Origin of the sequence: Streptomyces sp. NBC_00414 (assembly GCF_036038375.1) — a bacterium.
Lineage (GTDB): Bacteria > Actinomycetota > Actinomycetes > Streptomycetales > Streptomycetaceae > Streptomyces.
The window spans coordinates 5,007,564-5,019,652 of sequence record NZ_CP107935.1; the positions used below are offsets into that span (position 1 = coordinate 5,007,564).

Annotated in this window: 12 protein-coding genes and 1 rRNA gene; 7 read left to right on the plus strand and 6 right to left on the minus strand. The window is 69.1% G+C overall.

Features of this window, described 5'->3' with window-relative positions:
* Window positions 1–22: 22 nt before the first annotated feature.
* Together OHS59_RS21605 and OHS59_RS21610 are read right to left on the minus strand one after the other, a co-directional pair.
* Window positions 23–724, minus strand: coding sequence for a phosphatase PAP2 family protein (locus OHS59_RS21605; protein ID WP_328495066.1), 702 nt, complete (start codon window positions 722–724; stop codon window positions 23–25).
* Between the two features lie 182 nt (window positions 725–906).
* Complete coding sequence (locus tag OHS59_RS21610) at window positions 907–1,908, minus strand: bifunctional lytic transglycosylase/C40 family peptidase (protein WP_328499300.1); 1,002 nt, start codon at window positions 1,906–1,908, stop codon at window positions 907–909.
* Between the two features lie 184 nt (window positions 1,909–2,092).
* Here OHS59_RS21610 and OHS59_RS21615 point away from each other — a divergent pair, with 184 nt between their 5' ends.
* On the plus strand, window positions 2,093–2,371 hold the full coding sequence (locus OHS59_RS21615) for a DUF397 domain-containing protein (RefSeq protein ID WP_328495067.1): 279 nt from the start codon (window positions 2,093–2,095) through the stop codon (window positions 2,369–2,371).
* Between the two features lie 48 nt (window positions 2,372–2,419).
* Here OHS59_RS21615 and OHS59_RS21620 read toward each other — a convergent pair whose 3' ends face one another.
* Both OHS59_RS21620 and OHS59_RS21625 read right to left on the minus strand, forming a co-directional pair.
* A complete protein-coding gene (locus OHS59_RS21620) occupies window positions 2,420–2,806 on the minus strand; it encodes a DoxX family protein (protein ID WP_328495068.1) in 387 nt (128 codons plus the stop codon).
* A 77-nt stretch (window positions 2,807–2,883) separates the two neighbouring features.
* On the minus strand, window positions 2,884–3,531 hold the full coding sequence (locus tag OHS59_RS21625) for an SRPBCC family protein (protein WP_328495069.1): 648 nt from the start codon (window positions 3,529–3,531) through the stop codon (window positions 2,884–2,886).
* A 491-nt stretch (window positions 3,532–4,022) separates the two neighbouring features.
* Between OHS59_RS21625 and OHS59_RS21630 the strand changes: the two genes are divergently transcribed.
* The 6 genes from OHS59_RS21630 to OHS59_RS21655 all read left to right on the plus strand — a co-directional run bounded on the left by OHS59_RS21630 (window position 4,023) and on the right by OHS59_RS21655 (window position 11,266).
* The gene (locus OHS59_RS21630; RefSeq protein ID WP_107015212.1) at window positions 4,023–4,331 is read left to right on the plus strand and encodes a hypothetical protein; all 309 of its coding nucleotides are present in this window, start codon (window positions 4,023–4,025) and stop codon (window positions 4,329–4,331) included.
* Window positions 4,332–4,523: 192 nt separating this feature from the next.
* Window positions 4,524–5,369 (plus strand): hypothetical protein, encoded by an 846-nt coding sequence (locus tag OHS59_RS21635; RefSeq protein ID WP_328495070.1) that lies wholly within the window; start codon window positions 4,524–4,526, stop codon window positions 5,367–5,369.
* Window positions 5,359–6,690: a hypothetical protein gene (locus tag OHS59_RS21640; RefSeq protein WP_328495071.1), complete on the plus strand. Its 1,332-nt coding sequence runs from the start codon at window positions 5,359–5,361 to the stop codon at window positions 6,688–6,690. Before OHS59_RS21635 ends, OHS59_RS21640 begins: the two co-directional genes overlap by 11 nt.
* Window positions 6,687–8,246, plus strand: a complete 1,560-nt coding sequence (locus tag OHS59_RS21645; RefSeq protein WP_328495072.1) for an SCO6880 family protein — start codon at window positions 6,687–6,689, stop codon at window positions 8,244–8,246. Before OHS59_RS21640 ends, OHS59_RS21645 begins: the two co-directional genes overlap by 4 nt.
* Window positions 8,247–8,252: 6 nt before the next feature.
* Window positions 8,253–9,677 carry an ATP-binding protein gene (locus tag OHS59_RS21650; protein ID WP_328495073.1) on the plus strand — a complete coding sequence of 475 codons (1,425 nt, stop codon included), beginning with the start codon at window positions 8,253–8,255 and terminating at the stop codon, window positions 9,675–9,677.
* A 14-nt stretch (window positions 9,678–9,691) separates the two neighbouring features.
* On the plus strand, window positions 9,692–11,266 hold the full coding sequence (locus OHS59_RS21655) for a type IV secretory system conjugative DNA transfer family protein (RefSeq protein WP_328495074.1): 1,575 nt from the start codon (window positions 9,692–9,694) through the stop codon (window positions 11,264–11,266).
* A 10-nt stretch (window positions 11,267–11,276) separates the two neighbouring features.
* Here OHS59_RS21655 and OHS59_RS21660 read toward each other — a convergent pair whose 3' ends face one another.
* Both OHS59_RS21660 and rrf read right to left on the minus strand, forming a co-directional pair.
* Complete coding sequence (locus OHS59_RS21660; protein ID WP_328495075.1) at window positions 11,277–11,831, minus strand: GNAT family N-acetyltransferase; 555 nt, start codon at window positions 11,829–11,831, stop codon at window positions 11,277–11,279.
* Between the two features lie 93 nt (window positions 11,832–11,924).
* Window positions 11,925–12,041 (minus strand): 5S ribosomal RNA (gene rrf / locus OHS59_RS21665).
* Window positions 12,042–12,089 lie beyond the last annotated feature (48 nt).

A 12,089-nucleotide genomic window follows, 5' to 3' on the forward strand; every position in this document is an offset into this window, starting at 1 on the left:
CGGACCCGCAGCCCACAACTACCTACGCCGCAAGATCCCTCTCCGCAGGATCCACGTCACTACGAGACCCGGGAATCGCTTTCTCCCGCGCCCCCGCGGAGCGATCCGCCCGAACCAACCACCCCACCCGCCCAGACCGCTCAACCGCCTTGACCACAGGCATCAACAAAGCAGTCGCAAGCGGCGAAAGCAGCAGAACAACGGCCGTCCCGAGCGCGAATCCACCCACGACGTCAGTCGGATAGTGCACGCCCATGTAAATCCGGCAGAACCCGCCGAGCAGCGCGAGCCCTATCCCGACAAGCCCGAACTTCCGATTCGCGACGAACAGCCCGACACCCATCGCCATCATGAGGGTCGAGTGATCGCTCACGAACGAATAGTCGCTCTTGCCGCCGATGAGAACTTCGAGCCCCTCGTGGTCCACAAAAGGCCGGGGCCGCTCGACAAAGCCCCGTATCGGCACATTCACGAGTACGGCGACCCCGGCGGCCAGCGGCGCCCAGATCAGTGAGGCGACGGACGAGGCCGCATCGTCCCCACCCCGCCGCCGCACATTCCACCAGCACCAGAGCACCAGCAGGACCATGACGAGCAGGAGTCCCCACTCGCCCACGAACTCCATGACGCGGTCGAACCAGTGCGGCGCGTCTTTGGCGAGACCATTGATGTCGTAGAGCAAGTCGACGTCGGGGTTCGATCCGGAGTCGGCGAGTCCAGCCATGGTGCAACGGCTCCTTCGTCGTCATCTTTCCGACGCACCCACCGGATGCGTCGCGCCACAACCCCCGTCGTCGGCTTCAAGAACAGGAACGCACACTCCCCTTCAATACGTTCCGGCCTCCACCGAATGATCACGCAGACGTTATCGAAGAGAGATACATCGCTGCAGCTCAGGGGAGGGTTTCACACAGAGGTGGGCAATGCTTTCGCGCCATCTTCGGTCACGCGGGTCGCCCCGAAGTAGTCGGGGGTGTCGATGGAGTCGAACCGGATCACGGCCCCCGTCCGGGGCGCGTTGATCATGTACCCGCCGCCGACGTAGATGCCCACGTGCCGGATGGCCCGGGAGTTGGTGAGGTCGTCCGAGAAGAAGACCAGGTCCCCGGGCAGCAACTCGGACCGCTCGGGGTGCGGCCCCGCGTTGTACTGGTCGTTGGCGACCCGCGGCAGGGTCACCCCCACCGTCTCGTACGCGGCCTTGGTGAGCCCCGAGCAGTCGAAGCGTCCTCCCTGCTCAGCGGTGCCGTTGCCGCCCCAGAGATAGAGCGTACCGAGCTTCTTCTGCGCGAAGTAGATGGCGCCGGCGGCCTGCTCGGAGGGCCGCACACGACCGACCGGAGCGGCGAAGCTCTCCTGCAGCGTCGTGATCGTCTTCACGTAGTTCTGGGTTTCCTTGTACGGCGGGACGCCCCCGTATTTGATGACGGCGTACGCCCCCGCGTTGTACGCGGCGAGCATGTTGTGCGTCGGGTCTCCGGGCGCGTCCTTGACGTACTTCGCGAGCGTGCAGTCGTACTTCGCGGCCGATGGAATCGCGTCATTCGGATCCCACACGTCGCGGTCGCCGTCACCGTCACCGTCGATTCCGTGCGTGGCCCAGGTCCCGGGGATGAATTGCGCTATCCCCTGCGCGGCGGCCGGGCTCTTGGCGTCGGGATTGAACCCGCTCTCCTGATACAGCTGCGCGGCGAGAAGTGCCGGATTGATCGCGCTGCACAGATTGCCCCACTTCTGCACGAGCGGCTGGTACGCCGCGGGCACGGCGCCCTTGGCTAGACCGACGGCCCCCTTCCCGACACCGTTGGCGAGGTTCCCGGCAACCATGTAGACGCCGACCACCAGCACCATGACGAAGCCGAGCCCCGCCCCCACGGCGGCGGTCGCCAAGATCCAGCCCTTACGCACCGTCAACCGCCCCTCGCCGCACGGTAATCCGAACGTCAGTGTAGATGCGCGAGGCCCGCCGCGGAATGATCACCCACCGACCGCCCGGGACGGGGATACGGTTGTCACGCTCGGGACCACCCCACGCCTTCGGCGCCCTCGTCTCCGTACTCAGGAGAATCCGTACTCAAGGAGAAGCGGATCCATGTCCGACATCCCCTCGAACCTCACCTGGGAACGCGCCGCCCCGCCGGAGGCGACCGGCCCGGGCCCCTGGATCGAGCTCGCCTTCGGCGACCACGACCTCGTCTACATCCGGGAGACCAGCGCGCCGGAGACCGTCGTCACGACCACCCGGAAGAAGTGGGACGCCTTCGTACTGGGCGTACAGGCAGGCGAGTTCGACCACTTCGTGGAGGGCGTGGAGGGCATGGAGGGCTTCGAGGACGGCCTCGGGAACGAGCGGGGCGGCGCCAGGCCCTAGAGCCAGGCCCTAGAGGCCGATGCTCGAAGCATCAGCCTCACCGAAGCCCTAGACCGCCGCCCCCGCCGAACCGCCCTTCGCCACACCCCGCGCCCACAGCACCAGCGGCACCTGCAGCGGAAGCCGGGCCAGCGCCGCGGCCTTCTGGGGCGCCGGCCGGTGCCGCCAGTCCACGGCCATCTGGACATTGGCGGGGAACACCCCGACGAAGAACGCGGCGGTGGCCAGCGCGGCCACCCGCCTCGTACGGGGCACCGCCACCCCGGCCGCCAGCGCCAGCTCGACGACTCCGCTCGCGTACGTCCAGTTCCGGGGCGGCCCCGGCAGCGCCGACGGGACCATCGCGTCGAACTGCCGCGGCGCGGCGAAGTGGGCGGCCGCGGCGGAGGCCAACAGGCCTGCGAGCAGCAGGGGCGAGCGATCCGACCGTGACACGGTTCCTCCTCCGGGAGCCCATGAGGGCCTGTGACGGGGCTACCGCGCGAGGTTACTCGAAAGTAAGTAGCCGGATGTCAGGAGGGCTCCGCCCCCGTGTACGCCGCGGTCGTCCGGTCGGCCCTCGCGCGTGCGGCCTCCTCGGCCTCACCGCCGGCGACGCTCGCCGCATACCACCCCTCGCTGCTCAGCGTGACGAACCGGAGACCCTCCTCCGTCCCGAACCAGGCCATGGCCTCCTGGGGGTCGACGGCCTTGCCGGAGGACAGGTGGAGGGTGAGCCCGATGAGGGCCATGTCCCAGCCGACACCGACCGCCCCGGGCCCGAACTGCTCCCACTTCTCGTCGTCGTCCGGGGCGATGTGGTCCAGCTCGAAGCGCGTACCGCCGTCCGCCGCGGGGGTCAGCCGCAGCTCGATCCAGCTCACGTTCCCGTCGAACTCCCAGGTCGCGGTGAAGCCCTTCGGCGGATCACAGCGCTCGACGGTGCCGCCGGCGTTGCCCTCCAGCTGATACGTGCCGCCGGGGCGCAGTTCGCCGGTGACGGGCAGGAACCAGCGCGGGATGCGCTCGGGGTCGGTACAGGCCGCCCAGACGTCCTCTACGGCCGCGTCGTACGTCTGACTCACGCTCACCACGCGGGCCTCGCCCGCCTCACCCGCGTCGACGGCACGGCTGCCGACCCGACGCTGTACGGCGTTGATCTGATGGGTGACGTCGATCATGAGGCGCTCCTTCGCTTCGCACCGTGAGCCCTCGCCCCGGCACACCCCACTGTCCCGTCCGAGATAACCTTCACCAAGCACAAAACGGGTGGCGTCTACTCACCAGGAGACGCACGACCCGGGGCACATCGGCACGACGGACCGGCGCACTCGGGACGGAGTCGGGCTCGATGGACGGGCGGAATCGGCCACTATCAGTTGGCGTTCGCGTAAGAGGGGCTAACGACGGAACCACACCACAGGTTCCGCATCTACTTCATTGCCCGGCGTGACCTGCCGTGATACACAGAGTGACGATACGCCTCCCCCGTATACCGTTCTGCGCCCCCCTGAGGGGTCCCGCGAGCTCCGGTGACAAGGGATTCGTACGAAACCCGCCAATCAATGACGCCAAGTCGACATGCGACAGCATCATTGTCAGCGACAATAGCCGTGACCTCTGCGCAGAGTGGCAGAGGAGGCAGAACAACCCACTAGGGGCGGTGACTTACATGCTTTTCGCAGCCGAAAAGGGCGACATCAACACCATCATCGGCGGAATCGCTCCGGACTGGGGCCCGTTCGGCACCCTGGGCAACGAAGCCCGCGTGATGATCGAGGTCGTGATGGCGGTCGCCATCCTCCTGTGCCTCGGCATCGCGATCTGGGGAGCGGCGAAACAACGTATCGGCGCGACGGCCCTCCGCGACACCTTCAGCGCGGAACAGGGCAAGGGTCTGATCATCGCGGGTCTCACCGGGGTCTTCATCATCGGTTCACTGGGCACGCTCTTCACCATCGTGTACGGCATGGCCGTCTAGGCGGCCGCCGGTCCGGTGCCCCCGCACCCGGCCGGGCCCATTACGTCCTTCCTCTACCCCACCCGTCCGTCGTGCCCACCGGCTGAGGTTGCGTTTCCTGATGTCCAGTCACCACACCGCGCCCGCGCGGGAGCCAGCGGGGCTACCGTCGTATGACGCGGTTCAGCATGAGGTTGAGGGGGCGTACGCGGCATGAGTCTCGGCGACGAGCACGGAGCGCGCGGCGAGGACGGTGGGTACGGAGGTACCGGCCAGACGCGCACGCGGCTCCCCGACGGTGCCGGTGACGTCTACGGAGGGGCCCGACGCGGCGGCCGTTCGTCGTCGCGCAGCCTCGTCACGGTGGTGGGCGTCGTGGTCCTCCTCATTGCGGCCATCGCCTTCGCGAACCGTGGTGGCGGAGATTCCGGCTCGGACGACAACGGCGGCGGCAGCAAGGCGGACGCGGCCCCCACGGCCCCCTCCGGCGACCAGCCGGTGAAGTCGAAAACGGGCGGGATCCCGACCGGGTATGCGCAGGACGACCAGGGTGCGCAGAGCGCGGCGACCAACTACGCGGTGGCGCTGGGCTCGACCGACATGTTCAACACGGACCGGCGGCACGAGATCGTCGACACGGTGTACGCCCCCGATGTCGCCGCCGACCGCCGGTCCGGGCTGGACCAGGCGTACTCCAGCGAGAAGTTCCTGAGCAACATCGGCCTGGGCAAGGACGGCACCGCTCCGAGCGGCCAGACCTTCGTGTCACGCATCATTCCGGTAGGCACCAAGGTCAAGGCCGCGACCCCCGAGAGTGCCTCCGTGCAGGTCTGGTACACCTCGCTCTTCGGTCTCTCGGGCGACGGTTCCACGAACCCCGTGTCCGAGAGCTGGTACACGACGACGTACGAACTGAAATGGGTCGACGGTGACTGGAAGGTCACGGACTTCCAGCAGAAGGACGGGCCGGTGCCCGTCGGGCGCGACCAGAGGGCGTCCACGGCCGACGACATGACGAAGGCCGTCGAGGAGTACGGAGGGTTCACCTATGCCCGTTAGTCGTCGCGTACTCACGATCGCCGGGGCCGCAGCAGCCGTGCAGGCCACGGCGGTCCTGACGGCCACCCGTGCCTTCGCCGCGCCCACTCCTACGCCCAGCCCCGAGGGCAGCGACGACCCCTGCGACCTCATTCGCGGCCCCGCCAAGGACTACTGCGAACGCGGCAGCAACAATCGCAGCGGCCCCTCCCTCGACGACCCCACCACCACCCTCGACCCCCTCGCCTCCCTCGCCAAGGGCTGCGCCAAAGCCGCCTCCTGGACCATCGACAAGCTCAGCGACGCGGTCCAGAACACGGCGACGGTCGACTTCACGAACTCCACGTTCCTCCAGCAGTACGCGGTCGTCTTCGCCGCCTCGACGATCCTCACCCTCCTCCTGTGGCTGCTCGCGGTCGCCAAGCGCGCCGTGCGAGGCGTCCCCCTCAGCACGGCCATCGGCGAAGCCATCGGCTTCCTCTGGCTGACGGTGCTGGCATCGGCCTTCACCCCGCTCATCCTCTACACCGTCGTGTCGGCCACCGACGGCGTCGCCGAGGTCCTGGCCAAGACGACCGGCAACCAGACCGACCAGTTCTTCGGCAACTTCTCCGGTGCCCTGAACAAGGGCACCGACATCGGCGGCGGCCCGATCATGCTGATCGTGGTGTCCCTCGTGTCGATCCTGGCCGCGGGCGTCCTCTGGCTCGAACTGGTGATCCGTGCCGCGCTCCTCTACGTCGGCGCCCTGCTCGGCACGGTCGTCTACGCCGGCCTCGTCGACAAGAACCTCTGGGGCCACGTCCGCCGCTGGGCCGGCATCATGATCGCCGTCATCCTCGTCAAACCGGTCATCGTGATCGTGCTGGGCCTCGCGGGAGCCCTCTCCGCGGAGGACGGCCCGGACTCCTTCTCCGCCGTCGTCTCCGGCCTCGCGATCATCCTGCTCGCCATCTTCGCCAGCGCGATGATCTACCGCTTCGTACCGGGCTTCGGCGACGAGATCGCCAACGGCCGCAACAACCGCATCATGCAGGGCGCCGAGGGCAAGGCCGCGGCCGCCATCAGCTCGCCCGCCACCCTCGTCGCCCAGGGCATCAAGACCCACAGCACCCGGGCCGACAACAACGGCGGAGGCGGCGGCAACAGCGGCGCCCGCCCCTCGAACCCCGTCTCCGGCGGCGTCGCGGCCCACAGCTCACGCGGGTCCTCGGGCGGAGGAGGCGGTTCGGCCCCCGCCACCGCGCCCCCGCCCCGCTCCAGCCCGGTGAACACCCCCCACGCCGGAAACAACCGCAACGGCAACAGCAGCAACAACCGCACGGGAGGTGAAGGGCGTTGACGACCGAGTCCCACGTGTCCCACCAGATCACGCCCCGCCGTACATATCTGATCGGCCGCGCCCGGCCGAGCGCGATCGTCGGCCGCAACCGCGAGTCCGGCGAGATCGGGCTCATCATCGCGGGCGCGTTCCTCGGCATGATGTGCGGTCTGATCGTCCCCGTGCTCTCCCTGCGCATCGTGCTGCTCATGGGCTTCCCGATGCTCGCGCTGGCCGCGGTCTACGTCCCGTACAAGCGGCGGACCTTCTACAAGTGGTTCGAGATCAACCGCAGTTACAAGCGCAGCCTGCGCCGGGGCACCGCCTACCGCAGCAACGTCATGGAGTCGGGCACCCACGTCGACGGCCGCGAGGTCGAGATCGGCCCGCCCCCGGGCATCGGACGCATCTCCTGGCTGGCGGCGCCCTTCGGCCCGGACGAGATCGCCGTGCTCCTGCACGCCGACCGCAAGACCGTCACCGCCGCCATCGAGATCGAGGGACCGGGCGTCGGCCTGCGCGACAGCGAGGACCAGGAAGCCCTCGTCGACCGCTTCGGCACCCTCCTCAAGCACGTCGCGAACGGCGACGGCTTCGTCACCCGCATCCAGATGCTCGCTCGTACGCTCCCCGCCGACCCGGACGCCCACGCCAAGGACGTCTCCGTACGCGGCGACGAGAAGGCCCCCGGCTGGCTGCAGGAGTCGTACGAGCAGCTCTCGTCCATGGTGTCGACGAGCAGCGAGCAGCACCGCGCCTACCTCGTCGCCTGCATGCACTACTCACGCGAACTGGCCGCCGAGGCCCAGGCGATGGCCCGCGCCGCCCGTCCCAAGGGCGGCCGGAAGCTCGACAAGGACGCCGGGCTCGCCGTCGTCATGGCCCGCGAGCTCACCGACATCTGCTCCCGGCTCCAGGAGGCCGACATCCGGGTGCGCCAGCCGCTCGGCCAGGGCAGGCTCTCCTCGCTCGTGCACTCGATGTACGACCCGGACCACCCCATCGACCACATCCAGGCCATGACCAAGCGCAACGCCTGGCCGGCCGAGCTGGACGCCATGGAGCCGACCTACCTCCAGGCCAAGACCCGCGAATCCTCCACCCGCGCGCCCTGGTGCCACTCCACGGCCTGGGTGAAGGAGTGGCCGATGACCCCGGTGGGCGTCAACTTCCTCGCCCCGCTGCTCGTCCACACCCCGGACGTGATCCGCACGGTCGCCGTCACCATGGACCTCGAACCCACCGAGATCGCCATCGAGCGGATGCTGACCGAGAAGACCAACGACGACGCGGAGGCCAGCCGTCAGGCCAAGATGAACCGCACCGTCGACCCGCGTGACGTCGCCTCCCACAACCGCGTCGACCAGCGCGGCCAGGACCTCGCGAGCGGCGCCGCCGGCGTCAACCTCGTCGGCTACATCACCGTCTCGTCCCGCAACCCCGAGGCGCTCGCCCGCGACAAGCGGACCATCAGAGCCTCGGCCGGCAAGTCGTACCTGAAGCTCGAATGGTGCGATCGCGAGCACCACCGCGCCTTCGTCAACACGCTCCCGTTCGCGACCGGCATCCGGAGGTAGGACTTCATGCGGGATCCGCTGTCCGCCCTCACGGAAGGCTTCACCTCCTTCCTCTTCGGCAAGGTCGAGACGACCCGCCCACCGGTGCGCACCTCCACCGGCCAGGCCCAGGCCGTCTACCTGCCGACCGCGGCCCCCGGCCTCGGCGACTCCGGCGTCATCATCGGCCGCGAGGTCTACTCCGGGAAGGGCTACATCTACGACCCCTTCCAGCTGTACGGGCAGCAGCTCCCGGCACCCCACTGGCTGGTCCTCGGCGAGTCCGGCAACGGCAAGTCGGCGCTGGAGAAGACGTACGTCATGCGGCAGTTGCGGTTCAAGGACCGCCAGGTCGTCGTCCTGGACGCACAGGGCGAGGACGGCGTCGGCGAGTGGAACCTCATCGCCCAGGCACTGGGCCTCACGCCCATCCGCCTCGACCCGACCGCCGCCCTGGACATGGGGATCCGCCTCAACCCGCTCGACCCGGCGATCACGACGACCGGCCAGCTCGCGCTGCTGCGGACCATCATCGAGGTCGCCATGGGCCACGGCCTGGACGAGCGCTCCGGCTTCGCGCTGAAGGTCGCGCACGCCTACGTCAACGAGACGATCGTCGACCGGCAGCCCGTCCTGACGGACATCGTCGAGCAACTGCGCCACCCCGAACCGGAGTCGGCGGAAGCGATGAACGTCGCCATAGACGACGTACGGGCCTGGGGGCTGGACGTCGCCCTGGTCCTGGACCGCCTCGTCGACGGTGACCTGCGGGGCATGTTCGACGGGCCGACGACCATCGGCATCGACCTCGACGCCCCGCTCATCGTCTTCGACCTGTCCCACATCGACCGCAACTCCATCGCCATGCCCATCCTGATGGCGATCGTCGGCGTGTGGCTGGAGCACACCTGGATCCGCCCCGACCGGAAGAAGCGCATCTTCCTGGTCGAGGAGGCCTGGCACATCATCAACAGCCCCTTCGTCGCCCAGCTCTTCCAGCGCCTGCTGAAGTTCGGCCGCCGGCTCGGCCTGTCGTTCGTGGCGGTGGTCCACCACCTGTCCGACGTCGTGGACGGAGCGGCGGCGAAAGAAGCCGCGGCCATCCTGAAGATGGCGTCGACGAGGACGATCTACGCCCAGAAGGCGGACGAGGCCAGAATGACGGGCCGGGTCCTCGGCCTGCCCCGGTGGGCGGTCGAGATCATCCCCTCCCTCACGCCGGGCATCGCCGTGTGGGACGTCAACGGCAACGTCCAGGTCGTCAAACACCTGATCTCCGAGGCCGAGCGGCCCCTCGTCTTCACCGACCGCGCCATGACGGAGTCGTCGGCCGACCACCTCGCGGACGACGCCCTGCACGCGGCCGAGCTGGAGGCCGAGCAGCGGGCCGCCGCCTTCATGGAGCAACACCTGAGCGACCTCGACGATTCGTCCGAGTCCACAGTGGCGTAGAGGAGCGACCCGAGATGAGACCGGACGATCGCGACCGCCCCACCGGTGGCGGCCAAGGGGGCGTCCCCGACGGCCTGCTGCTCGGCATCCTGGGCTTCGTCCTCGGCATGACCGTCATGGTGTGGACGGCGACCGGCCTGGCCGGCCTCTTCTCCCACGGCTCCTGGCCCGCCCAGGTCACCTTCCGCCGTACGCCCCTGGCCATACGCCAACTCGTCGAGGCCCCCCACGACCTGCCGACCGCCTGGCCCGACACCCCACCGGACCAGCTCTCCGGGTACGGGCTCTTCTGGGGCCTGTTCATCGGCCAGCTGATGGTCCTGGTGGTCCTCACGGTGTTCGTGCTGGGCACGGTGGCCAGATGGCGGGCGGGCAGGGCGGCCCGCAGGGCGCTCGCCGCGGCGGGACCGGCTCTTCCGGCCAAGGACGGGACACCCGAGATCCCCCGGAGCCGGGCGGCGGAACGGCCCGAGACGGAGCGCCCGGCCCCGGCGGCATCACCGCCGGTGGAGCATGTCACGGCGCCGCAGCCGACGACGCACGGCCCCTCGGTCCCCCCGGTGCGGTCGGCGGAGCCGCCGCCGGAGCCGGTTCCTGTTTCGGGCCCTGTGGAAACCGCCGAACGGGTGGGTGGGTGGGAAAGCCCCGCCCCGCGGGGACCCGTCGTGCTCGGCCCGCCCGAAACCCGTCACCCCCTGGCCGTCCAGGCGATCCGGGACGCGGACGGCCCCGCCCTCGTCATCACCTCCGACCCCGCCCTGTGGTCGAGCACCAAGGACGCCCGCGCGAAACTGGGCCCCGTCCTCCTCTACGACCCCTCCCACCTCTGCGACACCCCGGCCCGCCTCCACTGGTCCCCCTCGGCGGACTGCGAGTCCAAGGACATCGCGAAGGCCCGCGCGGCGGCGCTCCTCGCCCCGGTCCGCCCCAGCGCCAAGATCGACCAGGCGGTGGCCGACACCGCGGAGACCCTCCTCCGCAGCTACCTCCACGCCGCGGCGGTGGACGGCCGCACCATCCGTCACGTACACCGCTGGGCCCAGGGCACCCAGGTCCAGGAAGCCGTACGCATCCTCCGTACCAACCCCAAGTCGGGCGCCGGCTCGGCGGGCGAACTCGAAGCCGCCCTCACCTCGCACCCGGAACGCCGTGACATCGCACAGGAGTTGACGGCCCGGGCGCTCTCCGCACTCTTCACCGTCAACGTCCGGGAAGCCTGCACTCCAAACCGAACCGACACCCTCACCTTGGATTCCTTCATCAACGAAGGGGGCACGCTTTATGTGGTCGGTGAACCCATCGAGGACCCGAAGTCGAACCCCGGCGCCATGCCGCTCCTGACGGCCCTCGCCTCAAGCGTGGTCGAGCGCGGCCGGCGCATGGCCGAACGGTCATCCTCCGGTCGCCTCGACCCACCACTTGCCCTCGTCCTGGACGACGTCGCCGCAGTGGCCCCGCTCCCCCAGCTCCCGGAGCTGCTCGCCACGGGCCGTGGCACGGGCCCGGACCGTGGCCTCCCGACCCTGGCCCTCCTCCGCTCCCGCGAACAGGCCCGCTCCCGCTGGCCCCACCACGAACTCCCGGTCTGACCCAGGACACCTAGGGCCGCTCGAACACGAACTCCAGCTCCCGCGCAGCCGAATCCCCGGGCACCGGGACACTCTCTCCCGTGGGCACGAACCCGAACTTCCGGTAGAAGGCCTGAGCCCGCCCATTCTTCTCGTGCACGAACAACCGCGCCCGCTCCAGGCCTGCGTCCTCCCAGGCCCACCGCAGCGCGTAAGCGAAGAGCCGCTCGGTGAGCCCACTCCCCCGCGCCTCGGGCCGCACATACACACCCACCAGATGCCCCTGCCGTACGTCGCTCACGGCCCCCAGCGCCCCGACGGCCCCGGCCTCCTCGACCAGCACGACCACACACCCGACCCACCGCCCGCCGGGCTCCTCCGCGATGACCTGCTGCCGCTCAAGCACCCCTCGCGCGGCCCCGGCCGCCCGCTCCTGCCAGAAACGATCGGGCCGGCCCACCGCGACCTCGTACGTATCCAGAAAGGCCAGGTGCGCCACCGGATCCTGAAGAGCGGTCAGCGCGAGTTCCTTCACCGCGGGCCACTCGTCACTGCCTATCGAACGGATCACGTACTCAGGGTTCATGAGAGTCACCGTAACGAAACCGCAGGCACCTACATGTGCCAGAACGCAGAAAAGCCCCCGCACCGAAGTGCGGGGGCTTTCCCATTAAAACTTGTTCGGCGGCGTCCTACTCTCCCACAGGGTCCCCCCTGCAGTACCATCGGCGCTGTAAGGCTTAGCTTCCGGGTTCGGAATGTAACCGGGCGTTTCCCTCACGCTATGACCACCGAAACACTTTGAAACTCTGATTCAAATCAACCGCACCACACCCCCCGTGAC

Bases quoted from the DNA above. Each gene is read 5' to 3' on its own strand.
- OHS59_RS21605 (WP_328495066.1), bottom strand. From the start codon at position 724: ATGGCTGGACTCGCCGACTCCGGATCGAACCCCGACGTCGACTTGCTC.
- OHS59_RS21655 (WP_328495074.1), top strand. From the start codon at position 9,692: ATGAGACCGGACGATCGCGACCGCCCCACCGGTGGCGGCCAAGGGGGC.
- OHS59_RS21625 (WP_328495069.1), bottom strand. From the start codon at position 3,531: ATGATCGACGTCACCCATCAGATCAACGCCGTACAGCGTCGGGTCGGC.
- OHS59_RS21630 (WP_107015212.1), top strand. From the start codon at position 4,023: ATGCTTTTCGCAGCCGAAAAGGGCGACATCAACACCATCATCGGCGGA.
- OHS59_RS21635 (WP_328495070.1), top strand. From the start codon at position 4,524: ATGAGTCTCGGCGACGAGCACGGAGCGCGCGGCGAGGACGGTGGGTAC.
- OHS59_RS21650 (WP_328495073.1), top strand. From the start codon at position 8,253: ATGCGGGATCCGCTGTCCGCCCTCACGGAAGGCTTCACCTCCTTCCTC.
- OHS59_RS21660 (WP_328495075.1), bottom strand. From the start codon at position 11,831: ATGAACCCTGAGTACGTGATCCGTTCGATAGGCAGTGACGAGTGGCCC.
- OHS59_RS21640 (WP_328495071.1), top strand. From the start codon at position 5,359: ATGCCCGTTAGTCGTCGCGTACTCACGATCGCCGGGGCCGCAGCAGCC.
- OHS59_RS21615 (WP_328495067.1), top strand. From the start codon at position 2,093: ATGTCCGACATCCCCTCGAACCTCACCTGGGAACGCGCCGCCCCGCCG.